The organism is Natronococcus sp. A-GB7, from assembly GCF_029688865.1.
In the GTDB taxonomy this organism is placed as follows: Archaea; Halobacteriota; Halobacteria; order Halobacteriales; family Natrialbaceae; genus Natronococcus.
In genome coordinates, this window is sequence record NZ_JARUKV010000001.1 from 120145 (window position 1) to 143256 (window position 23112).

General features: G+C 66.7%; 27 protein-coding genes. 11 read left to right on the forward strand and 16 right to left on the reverse strand.

Going from position 1 to position 23112, the window contains the following annotated elements:
* Positions 1–15 precede the first annotated feature (15 nt).
* Positions 16–384 carry a helix-turn-helix domain-containing protein gene (locus QA609_RS00610; protein WP_278300643.1) on the reverse strand — a complete coding sequence of 123 codons (369 nt, stop codon included), beginning with the start codon at positions 382–384 and terminating at the stop codon, positions 16–18.
* Between the two features lie 113 nt (positions 385–497).
* A complete protein-coding gene (locus QA609_RS00615; protein ID WP_278300644.1) occupies positions 498–653 on the reverse strand; it encodes a hypothetical protein in 156 nt (51 codons plus the stop codon).
* A 117-nt stretch (positions 654–770) separates the two neighbouring features.
* Here QA609_RS00615 and QA609_RS00620 point away from each other — a divergent pair, with 117 nt between their 5' ends.
* A complete protein-coding gene (locus QA609_RS00620) occupies positions 771–1418 on the forward strand; it encodes a helix-turn-helix domain-containing protein (RefSeq protein ID WP_278300645.1) in 648 nt (215 codons plus the stop codon).
* A gap of 67 nt (positions 1419–1485) precedes the next feature.
* Positions 1486–1953 (forward strand): pyridoxamine 5'-phosphate oxidase family protein, encoded by a 468-nt coding sequence (locus QA609_RS00625; protein ID WP_278300646.1) that lies wholly within the window; start codon positions 1486–1488, stop codon positions 1951–1953.
* A gap of 66 nt (positions 1954–2019) precedes the next feature.
* Here the strand turns inward: QA609_RS00625 and QA609_RS00630 are convergent, their stop codons facing one another.
* Complete coding sequence (locus tag QA609_RS00630) at positions 2020–2157, reverse strand: FmdB family zinc ribbon protein (protein WP_278300647.1); 138 nt, start codon at positions 2155–2157, stop codon at positions 2020–2022.
* A 164-nt stretch (positions 2158–2321) separates the two neighbouring features.
* On the opposite strand from QA609_RS00630, the gene QA609_RS00635 reads away from it, so the two are divergent.
* The 4 genes from QA609_RS00635 to QA609_RS00650 all read left to right on the forward strand — a co-directional run bounded on the left by QA609_RS00635 (position 2322) and on the right by QA609_RS00650 (position 5864).
* Entirely contained in the window at positions 2322–2981 is a 660-nt protein-coding gene (locus QA609_RS00635) for a helix-turn-helix domain-containing protein (protein WP_278300648.1), read from the forward strand.
* 84 nt (positions 2982–3065) lie between these two features.
* On the forward strand, positions 3066–3920 hold the full coding sequence (locus QA609_RS00640; RefSeq protein WP_278300649.1) for a CoA ester lyase: 855 nt from the start codon (positions 3066–3068) through the stop codon (positions 3918–3920).
* Between the two features lie 96 nt (positions 3921–4016).
* Positions 4017–5273, forward strand: coding sequence for a Glu/Leu/Phe/Val dehydrogenase (locus QA609_RS00645; RefSeq protein WP_278300650.1), 1257 nt, complete (start codon positions 4017–4019; stop codon positions 5271–5273).
* A gap of 84 nt (positions 5274–5357) precedes the next feature.
* Positions 5358–5864, forward strand: a complete 507-nt coding sequence (locus tag QA609_RS00650) for a DUF2062 domain-containing protein (RefSeq protein WP_278300651.1) — start codon at positions 5358–5360, stop codon at positions 5862–5864.
* 87 nt (positions 5865–5951) lie between these two features.
* On the opposite strand, the gene QA609_RS00655 is transcribed toward QA609_RS00650, so the two are convergent.
* The 3 genes from QA609_RS00655 to QA609_RS00665 are packed head-to-tail and all read right to left on the reverse strand — an operon-like array spanning position 5952 to position 8577.
* The gene (locus tag QA609_RS00655; RefSeq protein WP_278300652.1) at positions 5952–6170 is read right to left on the reverse strand and encodes a hypothetical protein; all 219 of its coding nucleotides are present in this window, start codon (positions 6168–6170) and stop codon (positions 5952–5954) included.
* 1 nt (position 6171) lies between these two features.
* Positions 6172–7314, reverse strand: coding sequence for an acyl-CoA dehydrogenase family protein (locus QA609_RS00660; protein WP_278300653.1), 1143 nt, complete (start codon positions 7312–7314; stop codon positions 6172–6174).
* A 54-nt stretch (positions 7315–7368) separates the two neighbouring features.
* Positions 7369–8577, reverse strand: coding sequence for a hypothetical protein (locus QA609_RS00665; RefSeq protein ID WP_278300654.1), 1209 nt, complete (start codon positions 8575–8577; stop codon positions 7369–7371).
* Positions 8578–8727: 150 nt separating this feature from the next.
* Here QA609_RS00665 and QA609_RS00670 point away from each other — a divergent pair, with 150 nt between their 5' ends.
* The 3 genes from QA609_RS00670 to QA609_RS00680 all read left to right on the forward strand — a co-directional run bounded on the left by QA609_RS00670 (position 8728) and on the right by QA609_RS00680 (position 11080).
* On the forward strand, positions 8728–9540 hold the full coding sequence (locus tag QA609_RS00670) for an RIO1 family regulatory kinase/ATPase (protein ID WP_278300655.1): 813 nt from the start codon (positions 8728–8730) through the stop codon (positions 9538–9540).
* A gap of 83 nt (positions 9541–9623) precedes the next feature.
* Positions 9624–10163, forward strand: coding sequence for a hypothetical protein (locus QA609_RS00675; RefSeq protein ID WP_278300656.1), 540 nt, complete (start codon positions 9624–9626; stop codon positions 10161–10163).
* A 194-nt stretch (positions 10164–10357) separates the two neighbouring features.
* Positions 10358–11080, forward strand: coding sequence for a helix-turn-helix domain-containing protein (locus tag QA609_RS00680; protein WP_278300657.1), 723 nt, complete (start codon positions 10358–10360; stop codon positions 11078–11080).
* A gap of 91 nt (positions 11081–11171) precedes the next feature.
* Here QA609_RS00680 and QA609_RS00685 read toward each other — a convergent pair whose 3' ends face one another.
* The gene (locus QA609_RS00685) at positions 11172–12008 is read right to left on the reverse strand and encodes a proline dehydrogenase family protein (RefSeq protein ID WP_278300658.1); all 837 of its coding nucleotides are present in this window, start codon (positions 12006–12008) and stop codon (positions 11172–11174) included.
* A 139-nt stretch (positions 12009–12147) separates the two neighbouring features.
* Between QA609_RS00685 and QA609_RS00690 the strand changes: the two genes are divergently transcribed.
* On the forward strand, positions 12148–13683 hold the full coding sequence (locus QA609_RS00690) for an aldehyde dehydrogenase family protein (protein WP_278300659.1): 1536 nt from the start codon (positions 12148–12150) through the stop codon (positions 13681–13683).
* Positions 13684–13731: 48 nt separating this feature from the next.
* Here QA609_RS00690 and QA609_RS00695 read toward each other — a convergent pair whose 3' ends face one another.
* Positions 13732–14064: a 2Fe-2S iron-sulfur cluster-binding protein gene (locus QA609_RS00695; protein ID WP_278300660.1), complete on the reverse strand. Its 333-nt coding sequence runs from the start codon at positions 14062–14064 to the stop codon at positions 13732–13734.
* Positions 14065–14190: 126 nt separating this feature from the next.
* On the opposite strand from QA609_RS00695, the gene QA609_RS00700 reads away from it, so the two are divergent.
* Positions 14191–14892: a class I SAM-dependent methyltransferase gene (locus QA609_RS00700; protein WP_278300661.1), complete on the forward strand. Its 702-nt coding sequence runs from the start codon at positions 14191–14193 to the stop codon at positions 14890–14892.
* Between the two features lie 222 nt (positions 14893–15114).
* On the opposite strand, the gene QA609_RS00705 is transcribed toward QA609_RS00700, so the two are convergent.
* From QA609_RS00705 to QA609_RS00740, 8 genes are all read right to left on the reverse strand, one after another.
* The gene (locus QA609_RS00705) at positions 15115–15939 is read right to left on the reverse strand and encodes a carbon-nitrogen family hydrolase (protein WP_278300662.1); all 825 of its coding nucleotides are present in this window, start codon (positions 15937–15939) and stop codon (positions 15115–15117) included.
* On the reverse strand, positions 15936–16370 hold the full coding sequence (locus QA609_RS00710; RefSeq protein WP_278300663.1) for an SRPBCC family protein: 435 nt from the start codon (positions 16368–16370) through the stop codon (positions 15936–15938). The genes QA609_RS00705 and QA609_RS00710 overlap by 4 nt, the downstream gene beginning before the upstream one ends.
* Positions 16371–16495: 125 nt before the next feature.
* On the reverse strand, positions 16496–16720 hold the full coding sequence (locus tag QA609_RS00715; protein ID WP_278292124.1) for a hypothetical protein: 225 nt from the start codon (positions 16718–16720) through the stop codon (positions 16496–16498).
* A gap of 88 nt (positions 16721–16808) precedes the next feature.
* Positions 16809–16994 (reverse strand): hypothetical protein, encoded by a 186-nt coding sequence (locus QA609_RS00720; RefSeq protein ID WP_278300664.1) that lies wholly within the window; start codon positions 16992–16994, stop codon positions 16809–16811.
* Positions 16995–17086: 92 nt separating this feature from the next.
* The gene (locus QA609_RS00725; protein WP_278300665.1) at positions 17087–17944 is read right to left on the reverse strand and encodes a bile acid:sodium symporter; all 858 of its coding nucleotides are present in this window, start codon (positions 17942–17944) and stop codon (positions 17087–17089) included.
* Positions 17945–18222: 278 nt separating this feature from the next.
* The gene (locus QA609_RS00730) at positions 18223–18570 is read right to left on the reverse strand and encodes a hypothetical protein (RefSeq protein ID WP_278300666.1); all 348 of its coding nucleotides are present in this window, start codon (positions 18568–18570) and stop codon (positions 18223–18225) included.
* Positions 18571–18722: 152 nt separating this feature from the next.
* On the reverse strand, positions 18723–21917 hold the full coding sequence (locus QA609_RS00735) for a bacterio-opsin activator domain-containing protein (RefSeq protein WP_278300667.1): 3195 nt from the start codon (positions 21915–21917) through the stop codon (positions 18723–18725).
* Positions 21918–22003: 86 nt separating this feature from the next.
* Positions 22004–23035 carry a phosphate uptake regulator PhoU gene (locus tag QA609_RS00740; RefSeq protein WP_278300668.1) on the reverse strand — a complete coding sequence of 344 codons (1032 nt, stop codon included), beginning with the start codon at positions 23033–23035 and terminating at the stop codon, positions 22004–22006.
* Positions 23036–23112 lie beyond the last annotated feature (77 nt).

The following is a 23112-nucleotide window of genomic DNA, read 5'->3' on the forward strand; positions in this document are numbered from 1 at the left end:
GATCGAACCGAGCGCTCACGAGAGCTCGAGCGCGATTCCGCCGTCGTCGACCGAGATCGTGACGTCGTCGACGCGCTGGTCGTACTCGCTCGCGTGGCGGCCCGACTGGCGGATCCGTAGCTTCTCCTCGAGCAGGTCGGCCTCCTCGAGGAGCTCGAGCTTTCGGTAGGTCGTCGAGAGGGGCACCCCACAGCGCTCGGAGAGCTCCGCCGCCGAGAGGTAGGGCTCGCTGTCGCCGAGCTCCTCGAGAATGCTGCGACAGTCGGCATCGTTGAGCGCGGTGAGAATCGCTTTGATGTCGTCCTCGCCGGACACGATCCGCGGTTCGTCGGTAAGTTGCTCTCGACCGTACGTCCGTGATGTCCCGGTCAGCGATTGGCTCATACTACACCGTGGTCGCCGGAGTGCCACCAGTGTTGACCACCGATATCGGGGATCCTTTATAACCCGATGTTACACATGGTCACGCAGGGCGGAGGCTCGAGGCTCGCCGTTCGTCACGCGGTCTCCGCGACGTCGAAGGCGTCGAGATCCACGTCGGCGCCACAGATGGCGCATCCGTTCTCGACGAGCGCGTCGCGCAGGGTGTCGGTGACGGCGATCGATCGGGTGCAGGCCGGACAGACGAACCGCGCGTTCTCGCGGGTACTCATACGTCGGACTACGCTCCCCACGCATAAGGTACCGATTCTCGTTCCGAGGGCGTGGGAAGATCGGTGTTCGGTAGCTCACTTTAAATACGACGCAGTCCGAACCCGCCTGTAGTACCTATGTCGTCGGGAATTCGTGCCACGGTAAAAGTAGACTCCCCGGAAGCCTGCCCGATCGCGCGGTTTTCGCGGGAGACCGGAACGACCATCGATCAGGTATCGACGAGCGTCTCCTGTGGGTCGGACGGATCGACGACCGAGTTCCTGGCCGACGCCGACGTCGAGTTCGACGAGTCGATTTCGGGCCCGGTGTTCTCCTACGGAACGACGAACCTCTACCGCTGTTCTCACGACGGCGAGGCGACGTGCCCCTGCGAGTGTCTGGGGGCGTACGACTGTCCGGTCCACCGTTATCGGGCGGTCGACGGGGAGGTAACGGTCGTCTTCCACGCCGCCGACTTCGATCAGCTCCAGGCGGTGATGAACGAGTTCCGGGAGCGGTACCCCGGCGTCGACGTCCAGAGCCTGCTCCAGCCACCCCTCAGCGGGACGCCGGAGGAACGGATCTTCGTCAACCGCGGGAAGCTGACGGACCGCCAGTACGAGGTGCTCGAGACGGCCTACGAGATGGGCTACTTCGAGCGGCCGAAGGAGGCCAACGCGACGGAGGTCGCGGAGTCCCTCGGAATCACCCAGTCGACGTTCACCGAACACCTCGGCGCGGCACAGCGGAAACTCCTCGGCGACGTCTTAGAGACCGGGACGTAGCATCACGGCCCGCTCTCTCTGGAGACAACGGAAGTAGTTTAGTGCTACGCCCACTCGGGGTACGACAATGGCACTTGCCGAGGAGACCGAGATGACCGACGGTGAGATCGACGCGTTTCTCAGCCGCCACGAGACGGGCGTACTGGCGCTCGCCGACGAGCGGACGCCGTACGCGATTCCGATCTCCTACGGGTACGATGCCGACGCCCGAAGCTTCTATCTGCGGCTGGTCTCGACGCCCGAAAGCGAGAAGCGGCAGTTCCTGGCCTCCTCGCCGGAGTCCCGACTCGTGGTCTACGAGGAGACCGATTCGGGCGAGACCTACCGAAGCGTCGTCGCCGTCGGTTCGCTCGAGGAGATCGATCCGTCGGAGCTGACCGCCTCCCACATCGAACAGTACGGCGAGGCGAAGCGGCCGCTGTTCGAGATCTGGGGCGATTCGAAGCAGAACCTCGACATCCAGCTCTACGAGTTCGAACCGACCGAGCTGAGCGGTCGGCGGACCGAGATCGATCGTACCGCCGAGGGCGAGTAACCGAACTCACAGTCGAGAAACGGCGGCGACACGTCTGGGTCTCGCTCGACCGGGGTGGAGAGCCACCTACTGTTTCGCGAAGTGTTCCTGTGAGACCGACGCGCCACAGACGGGACAGCCGTGTGATAGCGTCGCCTCGCGAACCGGCGTGTTGACGTCGATCTGTTGCCCGCAGTCCGGGCAGGTAAACTCGTATTCGGACATCCCTCGTGTGTTGTTGTAGAGAGTAGCTCGCGGTACGGAAGTCGTCGTCTCCACCATATCCGGGTAGGTTTAAGAGAATATCGGGATCGGCTCGCCCTCGCCTTTTTTCCACGCGCTGGGAACTGGCGGCCGATGTAATCGTGGTCGACCTCGAAGGGGAGCGTATGAGTGGATTGTCAGCGACGGTCGTGCTTCGCGACCCGGAGAGCTGCCCGGTCGCCCGCGCCACGAGCGCGACCGGCGAACCGGTCGAGACGGTCTCCCGGTCGTCGCTCTCGAGCCCGGAGGCGCCGGCTGTCGAGGAGTTCTCGATCGAGAGCGGGGATGAGTCCGAACCCCTCGAGTCGGCCGACGTCGGGGTCGAGCTGTCGACGGTCTCCGCGAACGAACACGGCGAGGTGTACCGGTTCACGCGGGATCTCGACGGTGTCTGTGCCTGCGAGGTCGTCGAGACCGAGGGGACGCCGGTGTCGTCGATCCGGGCCGAGGAGGGGGCGCTGTATCTGACCGTTCGGGCGTCCGACGTCGAGGCGCTGTCAGAGATCGTCGGCGCGCTTCGCGAACGGTTCGACGGCGTCGAACTCCAGCAGCTGCTCCGGACCGGCGAGGAGGAGTCGGCCGATCTCGCCTTCGTCGACCGGAACCGACTGACCGACCGCCAGCGGGAGGTCCTCGAGACCGCCCACGAGATGGGGTACTTCGAGTACCCGAAGCGGGCGAACGCGGGCGACGTCGCCGCGGCAATCGGTATCTCGCGGTCGACGTTCTCCGAGCACCTCGGCGCCGCACAGACGAAGCTCCTCGATTCGCTCCTCGAGGCCTGAGTCCGACCGGAACCCGTCGGCGTCGGCGGACCGACGAGTCGCCGGATCCGTACATTCACGGTGGCGGTCCGCACACACGGTGGTATGGTACGTCGAAGCCTGCTGTTCACGCCGGGGGACCGACCGGAGATGATCCGGAAGGCGGCCAGTTCCGGCGCCGACGCGATCGTGTTCGACCTCGAGGACGCCGTCTCCCCGGGGCGCAAGGACGAGGCCCGCGAGACCGTCCGGGAGGTCCTCGCCGATCCGGAGTTCGACCCCGACCCCGAGGTCTGCGTTCGGGTCAACGCGGCGGGTGCCGAGATCGAACGCGACCTCGATGCGCTCGCGGGCGTCGACGTTGACGCGCTCCGTCTCGACAGCGTCATGCTTCCGAAGGCGACGGCGGCCGCGGACGTCCGCGAACTGGCCGATGCACTCGAGAAACGTGGGTTTGCCTGTCCCGTTCTTGCGCTGATCGAGAACGCGGCGGGCGTCCTCGCGGCCCCGGAGATCGCCGACGCCGATGCGACCGACGCGCTCGTCTTCGGCGCCGAGGATCTCTCGGCGGATCTCGGCGCGACCCGAACGAAGGAGGGCACGGAGGTGCTCTACGCACGCGAGCGGGTCGTCCTCGCGGCGGCAGCCCGGGACTGCGAGGCGATCGACACGCTGGTCACCGACTTTGGTGACGGGGAGCGCCTGCGCGAGGACGCCGCGTTCTCGGTGCAGCTGGGCTACGACGGAAAGCTGGCGATCCACCCCGCCCAGGTCGACCCGATCAACGAGGCGTTCTCTCCCGACCCCGACGAGGTCGAGTGGGCCGAGCGCGTCCTCGAGGCCGAGCGGGAAGCCGAGGAGGCGAACCGAGGGGTGTTCGAGGTCGACGGCGAGATGATCGACGCGCCGCTGATCGCACAGGCCGAACGAATCCTCGAGCGGGCCGGTGGGGCGGACTAACAGAAAGGTCCCTATGATACCCTAGTATATTCGCTGTTTATCGGGTTGGCACCGATATTCGCTACGCTTATCCACCAGTCCGATAAACGCCTCCGTATGACCGGGCAGGCGAACCCATTCGAGAGTCTCCAGTCCCAGATCGACGAGGCCGCCGCCTATCTCGACGTCGAGGACGACGTCCTCGAGCGGCTCAAACACCCCGAGCGCGTTCTCGAGACGAACCTCACGATCGAACGCGACGACGGCTCCCTCGAGCGGTTCAAGGCGTTTCGCTCGCAGTTCAACGGCGATCGCGGTCCCTACAAGGGCGGCATCCGCTACCACCCCGACGTCAACCGCGACGAAGTGAAGGCGCTGTCGGGCTGGATGGTCTACAAGTGTGCGACCGCCGACATCCCCTACGGCGGCGGGAAGGGCGGGATCGTCATCGACCCGAAGGAGTACTCGGAAGCCGAACTCGAGCGCGTCACCCGCGCGTTCGCCAAGGAGCTCCGGCCGATGGTCGGCGAGGACCGGGACATCCCCGCTCCCGACGTGAACACGGGCCAGCGGGAGATGAACTGGATCAAAGACACTTACGAGACCCTGGAGAACACCACCGAGCCGGGAGTCGTCACGGGCAAGAACCTCGCCAGCGGCGGCAGCGAGGGTCGGGTCGAGGCCACCGGCCGCTCGACGGTGCTCGCCGCCCGTGAGGCCTTCGACTACCTCGGGAAGGACCTCGAGGGTGCGACCGTCGCGGTCCAGGGGTACGGCAACGCCGGCTGGATCGCCGCCAAGCTGATCGACGAGATGGGCGCGACCGTCGTCGCCGCCAGCGACTCCAGCGGCGGGATCTACAACGCCGACGGCTTCGATCCCGTCGCCGCGAAGGAACACAAGAACGAAACCGGCAGCATCGTCGGCTACGAGGAAAGCGAGGAGGAACTCACCAACGAGGACGTTCTGACACTCGACGTCGACCTGCTGATCCCCGCCGCCCTCGAGAACGCGATCGACGCCGACCTCGCCGAAGACGTCTCGGCCGACGTCATCTCGGAGGCCGCCAACGGCCCGCTCACCCCGGAGGCCGACGCCACCCTCGCCGAGGCGGACGTGTTCGTCATTCCGGACATCCTCGCCAATGCCGGCGGTGTCACCGTCTCGTACTTCGAGTGGGTCCAGAACCGCCAGCGCTTCTACTGGGACGAGGAGAAGGTCAACGAGGAACTCGAGGACCACATCGTCGACGCCTTCGACGCCCTCGTCGAGACGATCGAGGACAACGACCTCGAGAACCCCCGCACCGCGGCCTACGTGGTCGCGATCGAACGCGTCGCGAACGCCTTCGAGGAAGCCGGTAGCTTCCCGTAGCCCGCCTCGAGCTGTCGACCAGGCAACACGACCGCGAGCACGTCGACATGTTTTTCCCGACCCGGACGGACCGATCGACAGAGCGTGATCCGAGAACGGCTCTCCCGGTACCGCGAGCGCGTCCGCCGGGAGCTGACGACCGCCCTCCAGGAGGAGCATACTCCCCACGAGGTGGGGTTGAGTTTCGCGGTCGGGATCTTCGTGACGGCCATGCCGACCGGGGGGCTCGGAATCGGCCTGCTCGCCGGGCTCGCGGCGTGGCGATCCTGGGTCAGCAAGCCGGCGATCGTCGCCGCGATCGCCGTGCTCAATCCCCTCGTCAAGCCCGCCGTCTACGTCGGCAGCTACCAGGTCGGCGGCCTCATCTTCGGTGAGCGGCCGCTTCGCTCGAGCACCACCGACGCCTCGCTGCTCGAGACCGCGGGGATCGTCGTCAGGCAGCTCCTGGTCGGCAACCTTCTGATCGCCGCGGTGCTATCGGTCTCGAGTTACGTCGTCGTCGCCCGTTTGACCCGGCTTCACCGCGAACGGGCGGACGACCCTGCCGACCGGTCGTCCGCGTCGGCCGTCCTGGGACTGTTCCGACGCTAACGCAACGGTTCTTTTGAGAAGCCGACCGCTCGTCGGGTGCTCGAGCCCAGCTTCGGGTCGACGACGTCGTCAGCGTTCCGCTCGCTTCTAGACGACGCCCAGTCCGTAGACGAGCAAGGCGAGTCCCACCAGAACGGCGACGGCGCCCGTTCCTCGAGTGACGCTGACTCGGTCGGACGCCTCGAGTTCGGCGTCGTCGAACGGCGTCATCCCCTCCCGGCGCTGGGCCTCGACGATTGCGGGAGCGTACCGGATCCCCGCGAGACCGAACGCGAGGAAGACGACCCCCAGAGCCGTCACGAGCATCCTACAGGCCGAGTTCGCGGCCGATGACGAGGTGTTGGATTTCGCTCGTCCCCTCACCGATCTCCATGAGCTTGGCGTCACGATAGAACCGCTGGGGCGCGAAGTCGGTGGTGTAGCCGTAGCCGCCCAGCACCTGCACCGCGTCCTCGGCGACCTCGCGGGCCGCCTCGCTGGCGTCGAGTTTCGCCAGCGCGGACTCGCGGGTGACCGGCTCGCCCTGGTCGTAGCGGTGGGCCGCCTGATGGGTGAGCAGTCGGGCGCGTTCGGTCTTGCGGTGCATGTCGACGATCTTGTCCCGAACGGCGTCGAACTTCGAGATCGGCTGGTCGAACTGCTCGCGCTCCTGGCTGTACTCCTTGGCGTGCTCGTAAGCACCCTGGGCGAGCCCCGTCGACAGCGCCGCGATCGAGATCCGACCGCCGTCCAGGGTTTTCTTCGTCTGGTCCCAGCCCTCGCCCTTCTCGCCGAGCAGGCGATCCTCCGAGAGGCGGACGTCCTCGAGTTGAATCTCGCAGGTCGGCGAGGCGTTCAGCCCCATCTTGTCCCAGATCGTCGTCACCTCGAACCCGTCGTCCTCTCGAGGGTCGACGATGAACGTCGAGATCCCGTCGTAGCCGGCGCCGGGGTCGGTGACGGCCTTGACGAGTACCGAGCCCGCCTCGGAGGCGTTCGTGATGAACTGCTTCGTACCGTTTATCACCCACTCGTCGCCGTCTTTCTCCGCGACGGTGTCCATGTCGGAAGCGTCCGAGCCGCTGCTCGGTTCGGTCAGCGCCCAGCCGCCCATATACTCGCCCTCGGCGAGCGGGCGCAGCCAGCGTTCCTTCTGCTCGGGGGTGCCGAACAGCTCGATCGGCTTCGAGGCAAGCGAGATGTGGGCGACGTAGGAGAGCCCGACCGAGCCGGAGACGCGCCCGATCTCCTCGGCGACCAGCGAGTACATCAGGGTGTCGCCGCCGAGTCCGCCGTACTCCTCGGAGATGGGGACACCCATCATGTCGAGGTCGGCGAGCTGTTCGAAGATCTCCTCGGGGAACCGGTGGTCGTCCTCGATCTCCTGGGCGATCGGCTCGATCTCGCCCTGGCAGAACTCCCTGACCGTCTCCTGGATCATCCGGTGTTCGTCCGGCAGCTCGAAGTCCATATGCAATACTTGCCAGGCCCCGGAATAAACGCTCCGGAAAAATGATCAACTACGTTACCAGCCGCGGTCCCGATCGTCGTCCCCGGAGTCGTCGCGTTCCCGACGATCGTCGCGATCGCGGTCGTCCTCCTCACCCCAGCCGGCGTCGTCCCAGTCGTCGATCTCCTCGTCGTCGTCGTTCCAGCCGTAGTCGTCCGTCCAGTCGCCGTCGGCGTCGCGTTCGGACTCGTCCGGTTCGCGGTCCCGTTCCGTCCCGACTGACCGACTCGAGTCGTCCCGAACGGGCCCGGATGGCTCCTCGCCGCCGTCGGCTCTGATCGCCGCCCGTTGGTCGGGGATCAGATCGAGTTCGGCGTTCGTGTCGCCGAGCAACAACAGCGCGTAGTACTTGAAGTAGGAGACGACGGGGACCTGGACGAGCAACGCGGCGAGCACGAACGCGAGGATCCCCGTCAGAACTACCACTGCGGCGAGGATGGCGCCGACGTCGCCGAGCGCGAACAGCAGGACCGCGACGACGACGAACGGGATCGCGACGACGATACCCGCAACCAGCATGAGAATGCTGACGGCGATCCCGACCGCGGCCTGGATGATCCAGACGAGAACGAGGTAGACGACGTACTCGAGCCAGTTCGCCCGAACCGTCGGCCAGAACCGGCGCCACGCCGAGAGCACGCCCCGCTCCTCGAGGAGCATCACCGGGGCGACGAACTCGGAGGTAAAGCGGTTGATCACGGCGTAGACGAGGTAGACGCCGACTGCGAACAGCCCCGCAAAGCCCACGACTCCCACCCCGCCGTCGATGCCGCCGAGGCCGAACACCGTGGCCACGACGGGCGTCGCACCGACGAGCAGCGTGATCGCGAGGAGGGCCACCCGGAACCCGAACAGCCGGATCCCCCGGCCGACGTTCGCGTTCGAGTACCGACGAACGCGGACCGTCTCGGAGCGAAGCGACTCGATGAAGACGAACTCCATGATGGCTGCGACGAACGCGTATCCAAGCCACAGCAAAGCCAGAAAGCCCACTACGAGGGCGGCTGCGAGAAGCGCTTCGTCGGGAACGGCCTCGGCTCCGGGACCCGGCGCTTGCTCGGCTGCCGGCCCGACGTCGCCGGTCGGAGCGGACGGAAACCCGGTTCCCAGCCCGCCGACGAACAGCGCGAGTATCGCCAGCCGGAGCCACAGCCCGGCCCGAACCGGCGTCAGGAAATTCCGCGTCGCGTCGATCGCGTCACCGAGGTCGTCGACAGCGTCCATGCGTACCGGACGGTACCGTCGCACCGCTGATAATAATACTGTTCCGACGGTCCGCGAGCAGTCGCGCCGAACCGCGAGCTTGCCCGCCCAACTGGTCTCGGCTGCGACAGTTCGAGAGGCATTTAACCCCATCGCTCCTTCGTTCGACGTATGGATATCCGCCAGCTCGCTCGCGGAACCGTCGAGTGGAGCCGCATCGAGCGCGTCGTCCGGACGCTGGCGGAACGGTACGGTCGCGAGGAGGTCCGCGTCGAGTTCCTCGAGGCCGACAACTGGCTGTCGACGCCGTGTGTCATCGACGAGGAGTGGTTCGTCAAGATCGTCTCCCGGCAGAACGCGCTGGTCCACGCCCTGCTGACAACGGGTCGAAACGTCGGCGCCTTCTCTTCGGGCACGGAGGGGTTTTTCGACCGCTTCGACACGCCCCGGGAGATGGTCGAACACGAGTACGAGGCGACCAGACGGATGCGCGAGATCGGGATCAGCGCGCCCCGCCCGATCGACGCCTTCGAGGTCAACGGTCTGGGCGTGCTCGTCCTCGAGTATCTCCCGGCGTTCGAATCCCTCGACGAGGTCTCCGACGAGTTCGTCGCGGCCCGCGCCGTCGACCTCTTCGAGATGCTGGCGACGCTGCACGACCACGGGCTGGCCCACGGTGACCTGCGCGCCGAGAACATCCTGCTGTGTGACGGCGAACTGTACTTCATCGACGCCACCAGCGTCCACGAGGATCGGGTCGACGAGACGACCGCGTACGATATCGCCTGCGCGCTCGCGGTGCTCGAGCCCCGAATCGGCCCCCGAGACGCCGTCGATGCGGCCCTGTCGGTGTACGATCCGGAGACGCTGCTCTCGGCCCGTCGTTTTCTCGATTTCGTCCGGCTGCGCCCCGACCACGAGTTCGACTCGACGACGCTACGAAGCGAACTCGAGAAGGCGGCGGATCTGGGCCGACAGCGCTGACGGCGCCACGTCTTCGGGCGGTCGATCCGCGACCCCGCGAGTGCAGGCACCGGCGGTTTTTCTCGCTCCCCGTTAGCCCGTCCATGGGAACGCAACTCACCGAGGACGACGTCGGTAAACCGGTCGAAACCGCGGACGGTGAACGGGTCGGCGTAGTCGCCTCCCTCGAGGGCGTGACGGCCGAGATCGACCACGACTCCGGCGCGCTCGAGTCGCTCAGGGGAGCACTCGGTCAGAACGTCGACGACAGCGACGACACCGTCTCGTTCGGCGAGGACGACGTCGGCGCGGTCACCGACGAGACGGTTCGGCTCGAGCGCGCGGGCGACGACGGCAGCGCGAACGACGCCGAGGACGCCGGACGCGACGACGGTGAGCCGGTCATCGAACGCGACGAACGGACCGACGACGAGGGCTCCGGCGACGGCCGGCGCGACACCGGACAGGGGACCGCGGGAACCGACGACCTCCCCGACGAGTCCGGTCGCTCCGGCGAGGCTCTCGAGCCCGAGACCGAGGAGATGGACGAGGCCGGCGACGAGCGCCACCCCGACACCGAGGAGGCGCCACCCGAGGGCGATCGGACGGTGACGCGGGACCGCGGCAAGGACGAGGATCGGTGACTCCGCTCGGCCTGTCCCGTCCGTAGAACGACCTCGATCCGAGCCATCCGTTCCCGGAAGCAGTCGGTGTCCGACCAGCCGAAGCCGAAGCCACCGATTCGATCCCCGACGGGACGGCTACCGGTCGTCCCGAGTGCTGGACTCCTCCTCGGGAGAACGTAACACAAAAGCGCCTGCTCCGAGCAACGGGAGGTATGAGCCTGGACCGCGAGCTGTCGAGCGTTCGACTGACGCTCGATCTGTGGCATCCGAACTGCTGGGCCATCGAGGCGACCGATCGGACGGGGGGCGGCGTGCTCGCTCACGCGGTCTACAACTCGCCGAAAACCGACGAGGAGAGCCCGAACACCGTCAAGGGACTGTTCACGGCCTTCGGAGACACGTCCGCGGAGGTCGACGGACTGCTGGACGCGATCCGTGACTCCGAGCACTCGGGCGAGGTGTTCGAACTGCAGGAACGGTTCGGACGTGCCCGCAACGCGCCCGGAAACGTCGTTAGCGAGTTCTTCCTCGAGTACGATCCCGCCGAGATGATCTGTCCGACCCTGCTCGAGAACGGGTTCGTCCACAGCGCACCGGTTCGCATCGAGGACGGCAGCGAGAAGTGGAAGCTGTGTTTCGCCGGTGATCGATCCGGCATCGAGGCCTCGCTGGACGACGTCCGCGAGACGACCGGTGCCGAAGTGACCGTGACGTCGATCACGACCGCCGACGCGCCCGGACGGTCGACGCGTACCCAGCGCCTCGATACGCTGACGACCGCCCAGCGGGAAGTGTTCGAACACGCTCGCGAGACCGGCTACTACGAGTGGCCTCGAGAGACCACGACCCGGGAGCTCGCCGACGATCTCGATATCGCGAAATCGACGCTCCTCGAGCACCTGCGCAGGGCCGAATCGAAGCTACTGGATCCGTAGACGCGACGGGAGTCGGACTCGGCCACGGCCGGAGCCGTCGTCTTCGGCGCCGTCTCCGCTCGAGCAACCGAGCAAGGGCTGTTCGTTCGACTCAGTTCAGGATCGCCCGCAGCGCGAACGCCAGATTCTCCTTGCGCTCGCGAACCCGCCGATAGAAGTAGGAGAACCAGTTCGGCCCGTAGGGAACGTACTGGTAGACGTCGACCCCGCGTGCGGCCAGTTCGTACTGGGTGTCGGTTCGAACGCCCGTCAGCATCTGGATCTCGTAGGGCGTCCCGTGCGTTCGGTGCAACTCGCGTGCGTGGGCGATGACGTCCGGATCGTGGCTCCCGATCGCGATCCCGTCGTCGAACGACTCGAACATGTACTCGAGGAGGTCCCGGTAGACGTCGTCGACGCGGTCCTTGTCGGTGTAGGCGATCTCGTCGGGTTCGTCGTAGGCGCCTTTGACGAGCCGGATCTTGCCGGGGGCGTCGGCGAGACGCTCGAGGTCCTCGCGGGTGCGCTTGAGATTCGCCTGGAGGCAGAGGCCCGCTCCGCCCCCGTGGCGACGGACGAGCGCTTCGTAGGCGTCGAGGGTGGCGTCGGTCGTCGTGTGGTCTTCCATGTCGACCCAGACGAACACGCCCCTGTTTGCGCCGTAGTCGACGATCTCGATGAGGTTCCGTTCGAACGTCTTCTCGTCGACGCCGAGGCCGATCTGGGACGGTTTCACCGAGATGCAGGCGTCGAGATCCGACGCCGCGATGTCGTCGATCAGTTCGACGTAGGCGTTCGTGTCCGCCGCCGCGTCCGATGGGTCGTCGTAGTGCTCGCCGAGCAGGTTGAGAATGCCCGCGACCTCGCGCTCGTTGAGCGTCCGAGTGTGCTCGAGTACCTCGGCGGACGTCTCGCCCGCGACGAACTTGCTTGCGATAGGGGGTATCATTCGTTCGTACTCCTCGAGACGGCCCACATAAGCCACCACCCGACCAATACGTTCGATCTATCGTTGAGTGAAATCATCTCCGCACGGGGCCGACCATGATCGGTGGTGCTTACATAGGTTCGGGGTGTGAGTACAAACCATGTCGCAACAAACCGGGACGCAACCCCACCAGCACTACATCGCGGGAGAGTGGACCGACGGAAGCGGTTCGGAGACGTTCGCAAGCGAGAACCCAGCAACGGGCGAGACGCTGGCGGAGTTCCAGCGCGGGACCGCCGACGACGTCGACGAGGCCCTCGAGGCCGCAGAGGACGCCTTCGAGGAGTGGCGGGGCCTCTCGTACATCGACCGTGCGGAGTACCTGTGGGACATCTACCACGAACTCCGCGAACGCCACCAGGAACTCGGCGAAATCGTCAGCCAGGAGTGTGGCAAGGAGATCAGCGAGGGGAAAGCTGACGTCACGGAGGCCTGGCATATGGTCGAGTGGGCCGCGGGCAACGCCCGCCATCCCCACGGGGACGTCGTCCCCAGCGAGGTCGCGAACAAGGACGCCTACATGCGCCGCAAGCCGCGTGGCGTGATCGGCTGTGTCACCCCGTGGAACTTCCCGGTCGCGATCCCGTTCTGGCACATGGCCATCGCCCTGGTCGAGGGCAACACGGTCGTCTGGAAGCCAGCAGAGCAGACCCCGTGGTGCGGCCAGATCATCGCCGAGATGTTCGAAGATTCGGGGATTCCCGAGGGCGTGTTCAACATGATCCAGGGGTACGGCGACGCCGGCGCCGCGATCACCGACGACGAGCGCGTCGACACCGTCCTCTTTACGGGCTCCGCCGAAGTGGGCCAGGAGATCGCCAGCAAGGTCGGCGGCGAACCCGGCAAGCTCGCGGCCTGCGAGATGGGCGGCAAGAACGGCATCATCGTCACCGAGGAGGCCGACCTCGACATCGCCGTCCACTCGGCGATCATGTCGAGCTTCAAGACGACCGGGCAGCGCTGTGTCTCGAGCGAGCGCCTGATCGTCCACGAGGACCTCTACGACGAGTTCAAAGAGCGGTTCGTCGAGATCGCCGAGGACGTCGCCGTCGGCGACCCCCTCGAGGAGGACACGTTCATGGGGCCGGCGATCGAGGCCGACCACCTCGAGAAGATCGAGAAGCACAACGAACTCGCCCGCAAGGAGGGCGCCGAGGTGCTGGTCGACCGCTTCGAACTCGAGGACGGCGAGATCCCCGACGGTCACGACGACGGCCACTGGGTCGGTCCGTTCGTCTACGAGATCGAGTACGACACCGACCTGCGCTGTCTGAAAGAGGAGTGTTTCGGCCCCCACGTCGCCCTGCTCGAGTACTCGGGTGACATCGAGGACGCCGTCGAGATCCACAACGACACCCCCTACGGACTGGCGGGCGCGATCGTCTCGGAGGACTACCGCCAGATCAACTACTTCCGCGACCACGCCGAGATCGGCCTCGCGTACGCGAACCTGCCGTGTATCGGCGCCGAGGTCCAGCTCCCCTTCGGCGGCGTCAAGAAGTCGGGCAACGGCTACCCCAGCGCCCGCGAGGCCATCGAGGCCGTCACCGAGCGCACCGCCTGGACGATGAACAACTCCAAGGACATCGAGATGGCCCAGGGGCTCTCCGCGGACATCCTCACCCGCGACGACTGAGCGCCATCCTCCGATTTTGCTGGCAGTGAATCCGGCGGTTCCCTAACCTTAGTCGCGCGACGACTCCGTTCGGTGCTGTCCCCAGAATCCGCCGTGTTTCTCGACGGCCAGGTCGCCCCGCACTTCCGTCTGACAGGACAGCCGTAACCCGCTGTCGGAATCGTGTGGCGGCACCGAGAGCCGGCGCTTCTCGCGGCTCGTCGGTTCGCTCACGGGGCCGTCGATCTCTACGGCGCAGGTGCCACAGGTCCCGTGGCCCCGGCAGTTCAGCAGGCTCGACCGCCCGTTGTGCGGCGACAGCCCCGCCTCGAGCAGGACGTCACGAAGGATCGCCCCCTCCTCGCAGTCGATCTCCCGGCCGTCGAAGGTAACCGTCGGCATAGAACGGCGTACGAGACGCGGACCCAAAGCCGTTCGCGAGCCGGCAGTCTCGACGCGAGCGGTCGGGACGAGACTCGGTACCGACTCTCGATCACGCTTACGGCGGTCGAGCGTGTGTCACACACTGTGACGACGCACGATCCGTTCGGCCGCGCCGTCCGCGACCACTACCGCGGCGAACGAACGGCGCCGCTGCTCGACCGCGACGGCGAGGCGACCCGCGAGCATGCCATCGAGGAGTGGTACTTTGGCGACCACGACGGGGACGCCTGGCGCGACGCGTGGCTCGAGGGACCGCTGCTCGACGTGGGTGCCGGCGCAGGGCGGGACAGCCTCTACTACCAGAAGCGGTTCGAGACCGTCGCCGTCGAAGTGAGCGACTTCCTCGTCGACCTGATGCGGGAACGGGGCGTCGAGGACGCCAGACTCGCAGACATGTTCTCGCTTCGGGAGAGCTTCGGGCGCGACCGGTTCCGGTCGGCCCACGCGATCGGCACGCAGGTCGGACTGGCCGGTTCGATGGACGGTGTCCGGGAGTTTCTAGCCGATCTCGCGTTCGTGACGACTCCCGACGCTACCGCCGTGCTCGACAACTACGCGCCCGAGCTGGCGGCGACCGCGGACGCCTTCGGCTACCGCGAGGACGCCGCGTCCGGGCTGGCCTACAGAGTGTACCACTGCGAGTACGAGGACGTGGTCGGTCGGACGCTGCTGTTTCGACTGTTCAGCGTCGATCGGCTCCGTGAGGCGGCCGTCGGCACGCCGTGGACGGTCGTCGAGGCCCGGTACGGCGACGTCCAGTGGCGGGCCGTCCTCGAGAAGCGGTGACCCGTCGAGCCGAAGACTGCGCTCGAGGACGAAGGCGAAAGACGCGGGCGAAAGGAGTGGCGCGGGCGAAGGCGAGCCGACGGGAGTGGGTCGCTCGATTCCCGGGAGATCGAGCGAAGCGCGGCCGGAGCGACGCGCAGTGCCGGTCTGACGTGAAAAGCGCCTGTAACCGGCATCGAAGACAACGCCGTCAGTGGATAAAAAAACAGCGGTCGAGGTCGACTACAGCCGGCGGTCCCGAAGCGCGGGAAACTCCTCGCGGATCGACGCGATCGTATCCGGATCGATCTCGGCGGTGACGAAGGCCGGATCGTCGCCGCTCGAGGCGAGCGTCACGCCCCAGGGGTCGTACACCGTCGACCGTCCCAGCAGCTCGGCGCCGGCGTCGTCGAACTCGCCGGAGCCGTTGACCGTCGCGACGTAACACTGGTTCTCGATCGCCCGCGCTCGAGAGAGGGTTTCCCAGTGTTCGATCCGCGGGTAGGGCCAGGCGCTGGGGACGATCAACAACTCGGCGCCGGCGTCGATCAGCTCCCGGTAGAGCTCGGGGAATCGCAGGTCGTAACAGGTCGTCACGCCGATCGTGACGCCGCCGATCGAGGCGGTCTCGATTCGCTCGCCGGGAACGAGCAGCTCGGCTTCGGCCGAATCGTAACCGAAGAGGTGGTGTTTCCGGTAGACCAGCTGCAACTCGCCGCTGGCGTCGAACAGCGCCGCGGTGTTGGCCAGTCCCTCGTCGGCGGGCGTCTCGACGGATTCGGTCTCGGCGAGATCCTCGACGATGGTGCCCGCGAGAACGGCGATTCCGTGGTCGGCGGCAGCCTCGCCGAGTCGGGTAAACGTTTCCCCCTCGAACGGCTCCGCGTACCGTTCGTAGAGGTCGAACGCGAAGTAGCCGACGTTGAACAGCTCCGGCAGGGCGACCAGGTTGGCTCCCTCGTCGGCGGCCCGTTCGACCGCCTCGAGGGCGCGCTCGACGTTCCCCTCGACGTCGCCGGCCTCGATCTCGAGCTGTGCGAGCGCGAGGTCGAACCCGTCGGCGCTCACGGCGATCCCTCCAGATCCCGCTCGAGCGCGCGCCGGAGGTTCTCGAGCTCCTCGTCTAGATTGCGCTTGAAGAACTTCTCGACGCCCGGCAGCTTCCCGTCGACGACGAACTCGTTCTCGAGGCGGCTTCCGGTCTCGGTCTCGACGATCCGGTGTTCGCCGGTGACGTCCAACCCCGTCGATCGGCCGGTGAACTTGACGTACTCGGGGGGGTCGCGGGTGACGTCCTCGGTTTCGACGGCGACCGTCTGGCGGACGAGCGGAATCGGGAGCTCGACCTGCCAGGTCGCTCGGCGGCCCTCGGGCCCGTCGATGGAGTACTCCTGGACGACGCTGATCGCCCGGGCGCGGTTCTCCGGATCGACGATGAACTCCCAGACCCGTTCCGGCGGCGCCGCGAGCTCGAACGACCGGTCGACGCGTACAGTCATGCAACTACGTCGGTCGTTCTCGGGTAAAAAGACCACGAACCCCTCAGACGGTCAGTCACAGCGAGTTCCGACGCAGCCTCGAGTCACCGTGCGATCGCGTCGGAACCGACGTACCGCGGCTCGTCTCAGCTGACGGTGACCCGCCAGGTCGTCGATCGGGCTCGGCCCCACTTTTCGATGTCGACCTCATCGGACTTCTCGGCGAGATGGGGGAGGCGGGCGCCGACCTGCTTCGACGAGAGGCCGATCGCCTCCGCGATGTTTTTCGCCCGGAAGTACTGCTCGCCGCGGGCGGCACTCTCCCGGAGGTACGAGAGAATACGCTGCTCTTCGTCGGAGTAGTTCGTCATCGTCCGTACGCTCACTAGGTCGTCAGCAGTATTAACTTTTGACGGCGGATCTCGAGCGATCGTCTCGAACGGAACCCCAGTCAACTCGTCAGTCCCAGTAGAGGTGAATCGCGACGACCGCCAGCGCGCTGAACAGCATCGCGCCGGCGAATCCCCACGCGGCTTCGATGTCGGGGGCGCCGACCAGCATGCCGAGCGCGCCGATGGTTGCGACCGCACCGAGTGCAAGCGCCAGTCCCAGGCCCTTGTCCGTCGACTCCGATTGCGTAGCCATGCTCGAGGGTTCCGAGTGGCGTCGCTTAATTGCTTTCATTCGCGCAAGCGGACGGGTAGCCCACGGCCGGAGCGCCGGCACCGGGGCGGCGACTACCGACCGACGGAGGCGTCGAGGTGACGAACCAGGGAGCTGCTCACGAGCTGCTGGACGACGTAGAAGGCGGTAATGCTGGCGACGATCGTCCCCCCGCCCAGCACCGCGCCGATCATCACCGAGACGCTCATGTTCTTCATCGAACTCGAGAACAGGACGGTGACGCAGTCGTCCTGACGCATCCCGCGTGCGTACAGCCCGTACGCGACCGCCGCGCTGAGGCCGATCGCCGCGGCCCCGATCGCGCCGACGAACGCGAGCTGGGAGGGCTCGAGCGAGAGCGTCGAGCCGCCGACGCCGGCGTAGATCAGGGCGCCGATCGTGACGATCGAGAACCCGTCGAGCTGACTTTCGGAGACCGATCCGTCGGGGACGACGTACGCGAGCGCGCCGCCCGCGAGGACGATCGCGCCGAGCTCGAGGATCAGCTCCGAGGCCGAGACCTCGACCGCCGAGTCGGCGAACAGCGTGATGAGCGAGGGGGTGATCAGCGGCGCGAGCAGCATCGAGGCGAGGACGACGAGCGTCGTCAGAACGGTGTTCCCGCCGCCCAGGCGCGTCCAGATGATCGAACTCCCGGCCGCCAGCGGCGCCGAGAGGACCACCAGGACGCCCAGTAGCATCTCCCCGGAGAGCACCGCGGCGGCGACGGGGTACAGCGCGACCGGAACGAGCAGGTAGAGACAGAGCAGGGAGGCGACGACGGGCAAGGAGACGCGCTGCTCCGTGGCTTCGCCGAGACTGAATCCGTAGAACCCGGTAAAGATCAGCCCCGCGACGAGCACCGGCAGGAGCGGCTGGAGGGGGGCGGCGAGCGCCGGATACGCGACGCCCGCGAGCGTGGCGACGACCACGACCAGGAGCGTACTCTGTGATCGGACGGCGTTCCGGAGACGAGCGATGTGTCGGACGATGACAGCGAGTATTGGAACGGCCGTATATGTATCTTTTCAACCCTCTTCCATCCCGATTTAACATGATAGTCGGCCGCGCGACCGCGGTGAGTGGCCGGCAGGTTCGTCGTGGGACGAGCCCGCTGCACCGCAGCGACTCGAGCGCCCCCGAACTCGGGATCGAGTGTAGCGATCTCGCTGACGGCGGCCCGTACGCATCGACGGCGTGTTCGGGACGTCTACGGACGGTCGTCCGGAAGTACGTCGGGGTGGTCGCGTAGTAACCGGAGTAGCGGCCGGAGCTCGTCGAAACGCCGCCCCGTTCGGATCTCGTTTGCGTCCCGTCGCCAGTCGACGACCGCCGTCGACTCGAGTTTCGGCAGGTGCAAGTGGTGCAGCCGAAGCTCGAGGTCGCGTCCCTCCGACTCCGCGAGGGCCTCCTCTACGGAGAGTCGCGCGTCGGCGCCGTCTCGCAGGTCGCGTTCCAGCAGCGCCATCAGGAGCTCCCGTCGGCGGGCGTCCGAAAGGAGTTCGAGAGCGGCGTCAGTCGAGAGTCCGCCGGAGAGGTCCACGCTCTTATCGATCACGCTCCGGGATGGGCGAGACTCGGAAGAAAGCCTACTTTCGAACTATTTCGACTAACGACGGAACGGTATCGAACCATCTAGACCACCGGGGTCACGGGCGGCGCGTCGTCGTCCGTTTCGTCGTCCCGGTGACGGTCCCGGCCGAGGACGGGTCAGGCGTTCTCGAACGCCAGCTCGCAGAGGCGGCGCTGCGCCTCCCGGAGGTGGTGCGAGAACGTCGGCTGGGCGATGTCCAGCGCCTCGGACAGCTCCCGTCCGGTTCGCACGCGCGGCGATTCGAAGAACCCGCTTCGGTACGCGGTCTCGAGCACCTCGCGCTGGCGGTCAGTGAATCGTTCGTCGAGCACGTCCCGCAGATCCTCCCGGGTCGTAATCGGACGATCGCGCGTCCGCCGGGAGACGAGATCGGTCCGAGTGTACTCCTCGCGAACGGCCTCGACGAACGTTCTGGCGCTGTCGGCCGCGGGGAGATCGACGACGAGGGTCGTCCCCCCGTCGGTCGCCGCGAGGGACCGCACGACGCCGCCGTTCTCGACGACGTGCGATGCGAGGGTGCCTCCGGTGACCGTCACCTCGAACTCGCACTTCCCGTTCCCGCTGCTGAGCGTTTGGATTTCGGCGACGTCTGGAACCCGAGATGCGGCGGTACGAACCGGCTCCGGATCCGCCCCCGTCGCGCGGAAGAACAGGCGAGCGGTATCTCCCCGTTGGGGGACGAGACCCTCGAACTCGATCTCGCAGTCCGCCTCCCGAGCGAGCCGCGAGAGGACGTCGTCGGGCTCCCGAACGTCGATCGTCAGCTCGATCACGCTGTCGGTGAGGAGGGTGCGCTTGGTCTCGACGGCGTTGAGCGCGTGTGCGATCGTCCGACCGAGCTCCCCGAAGACGGCGTGGTCGCGCGCGTCGGGCTGGGGACGACTCGCGTACACCGCGAGGACGCCGTACCGCGAGCCGTTGTAGACCAGCGGGATGGCGATACACGAGCGCGCCCCTCGCTCGAGGGTCGCTTCCCGCCAGGGAGCGGCTCGCGGATCGATGGCGACGTCCGAGACGACCCGAAGCTCGCCCGTTCGTGCTGCCTCGGCGATCGGGTCCGCGCCCGCCTGTCGTTCGTCCATCCCGGTCGGAAGCGTCTCGAGGTACCCCCGGTCGACGCCGGCGAACTCCCGTGGCGTAACCGCGCCCGTCCCGGGGTCACGGTCGCCGATCCAGGCGAACTCGTAGCGATCCGCCTCCGCGAGGCGCTCGCAGACGGCGTCGTCGATCGCCTCGAGGCTGTCGGCCTCCACGAGCGCCCGATCGATCCCCCTGATGAGAGTGTTGAGGCCGTCGAGTCGCTCGAGCTCCTCGTTTCGCTCCGCGAGCTGGCGTTCGCCCTCGGCGCGATCCCACGCCGATTCGACGGTCGCTCCGATCGTCTCCGCGATATCGACCGTTCGCTCGTCGACCGCTTCCGGCCGCGGCGAGCCGCCACAGAGCACGCCGTGTCGTCCGAGGGGTATCAGAACCTTGCTCCGGAGGGTCAGGATGCCGGGCCCCGCCTCGGGGGCGGACGGGTCGCGAGCGACGGCGAGCTCGTCGCCGACGAACACGTCCCAGGCCAGCTCGTCGATCTCGTCGGGGTACTCGACGGCGTCGACGTCCCGTCCGGCGCCGACCCGATTATCGTAGCGATCGAGATCGCCGGCGGTCTCGTCGTAGCGCCACAGCGCGGTGTGCTCGACGCCGAGGACCTCGCGAGCGAACTCAGCGACGCGACCGGCGATCTCCCCGCTGTCGGCACCGATCAGCTCCTGGCTCGCCGCGCTGAGCCGCTCGAGCGCCGCTTTCGTCTCGTGATCGTCGTGGATATCGGTCGCCGTGCCGAACCAGTGGCTGATCGTCCCGTCGTCGTCCTCGATCGGCCTGGCCCGGACGAGAAACCAACGGTACTCGCCGTCGTGGCGGCGAACGCGGTGTTCACGTCGGAGCGGTTCACCCTCGTCGAGGGCGCGCTGGAAGCTCTCGAGGGACTGCTCGCGGTCCGCAGGGTGGATCGCGTCCAGCCAGCCGTCCCCGGTGGCGTCCTCGCGGGATTGCCCGGTGTACTCGAACCACTGTTGGTTGTACCAGGTCACCGTGCCGTCCGGATCGTTGCTCCACATGAGGTCGGGAACGAGGTTCGCGATAGCTCGGAACCGCTTCTCGCTCTCGCGTAGCGCGTGTTCGATCCGTTTGCGCTCGGTTACGTCGGTCGCCGCTCCGAACCACTCGACGATCGCCCCGTCCTCGTCGCGGATCGGAACGGCTCGAGATTCGACCCACCCTCGCGTCCCGTCGGCTCGCAGGACCTCGTGTTCTAGCTCGAAGGCGCTCTCGCTTTCAACGGCGTCGTCGATCGCATCCCGAACGCGTCGTTGCTCGTCCTGCGGAATGTACTCCTCAAGCCAGGTGTCGAGGGGATCGTCCGTATCCTCGAGAAGTCCTCGTCCGTCGAGTTCGTACATTTCGGCCCAGTCGGGACTCATCCGGTAGACGAGCTCAGTGGTCGCGGTCACGAACGCGTCGAGCCGCCGTTCGCTCTCGCGCAATCGCTCGTGCGCCCGCTCCTTGGCTCGCCGGAGTTCGTCGCCCTGGAGCACGGCGTCCGTAGCGAGGTGCGAGTCGCTCGGATCCGCTTCCTCGAGTATCCCCATCTCGCCGTCCGTCCGCAGCTCCCGAACGACGGGCGTGACGTCTTCGACCCGGTGGACGACGTACTCGAGGTCGCCGCTCGCGCCGAAGACCGGGGCGTTGACCGGAGTCCACCAGCGGTCCTCGAACCCGCCGTTTCCGTTGTCCCGCCGCGGGATCGGGTAGTACGTCACCGGCATCGTGTCCTCCTCCCGTCGCGCCTTCACCCGTTCGAGCGACGCGCGTAGTTCGGACACCCCTTCGTGATCGGGGTCGCCGGGATCGGCGGGAAAGACGTCGAACAGCGCCTCGCCTATGATCTCGTCGCGGTCGGTCATCGTCGCCTTGAGGTACGCGTCGCTCGCCGCCACGATCTCGTAGTCGTTGGGCTTCAGGATGAGGTATCGGCCAGGTACGTTCTCGAACAGCCGGCGAAACGTCGACTCGGCGGATTCCGGCGCCGCTCCGCCGTCGGCGTCGAGTTCGGGGCGTCGCCACCACACCCGACCGCGGGAGCCGACCTTCTTCGTCTCGAGACGGCCGTCCTCGACGAGCGCGTCCAGTTTGTTGTAGATCGTTCGGCTCGTACAGTCGAACTTCTCGGCGACCTCCGTCGTCGTCAGCGGCGTCCCCGGCTCCGCGAGCGCGTCGAACGTCTCGAGGACCTCGGTCGGCGTCGGGGTTGACGAACTCATTGCGTTGGAGACGACTCGGCAGGCCGCAACAAAAGGCTTCCGCCAACAGAAATTTGGCGTCGCCGACTCGCCGTGAGTCGGCCCGATCAGCTGATCGTCGTGTGCTCGGACTCCTCGTTGAGCGCGAGGTTCGCCGAGATCTCGGCGTTTCGCATCGCGTACTGGGCGGTCTGCTGGAGGCTGACGAGCACCTCGCGAACCCGCAGCAGGTCCTCGTTCGCCATCTCGGGGAGTTCGGCGAGGATCTCGTCCTCCCGGTCGGCGATCTCGTGGAACAACGCTCGGACTTCGTTAGACTTGTCGTAGTCCCGCTCGACGGCGGCCTCGACCGCCAGCGAGGTGATCTCGTCGACCGTTTCGTTCAGCTCGCGGATGTCCCGCATGACCGAGCTGTCGATGTCGAGGGTGTGCCCCTCCGTCTCCATGACGATGTCGGCGATGTCCTCGGCGTTGTCGGCCGTGAGCTCGAGGTTCTTCGCGATCGAGCGGTAGCCGATCAGCGGAAAGCCGCTGTTGAGCCCGACGGCCCGCGCGAGGTTCGGGTTCTGGTAGGCGGTGAAGATCAGGCGCAACAGGAGCACGAAGATCTTGTTGGCCTGGCGCTCGCGGTTCAGGGCTCGCTGAGCGAGATCCGGGTTGCCGTGGGCCAGGGCCTTGATCGCCTCCCCGCGCATCGTCCGGCCGGTTCGCTCGAGGCGCTCGAGGAGGTTGTCGAGGGTGAAGTCCTCGGGGTCGACCGAGCAGCGAATCGAGATGTTCTCGGGGGTCTCCTCGATCACGCCCAGCCCCATCAGCTGGGTCTCGGCCTGATAGACCGCGTTGATGTGTTCGGACTCGAGGGCGCCGTCCTCACACTGAATCCGGATCACTCGGCGGCCGAGGACGTACTGGGCGACGATCGCCCGTTCGACGGCGGCCGCGTCGAGGTTGTCGACGTGGATCGTCGCCTCCGTCTCCTCGGTGTTGGCCGACTCGGGCATCACCGTCAGCGTTCCCTTGCCGCTGGTCCGAATCGTCACTTCGTCTCCCTTCTCGACATCGTGTTCGGACGCCCACTCCGCCGGAAGGGTCATCGCGAGCGTCGACGGACCGAGTCGCTGCACTTTCCGCGTTTCCATGGGACGGGATAGGCTAGAGGACACCTTAGTCCTGACTATACACACAGTATATTCGTGCCCGATGGTAATATCCTTGT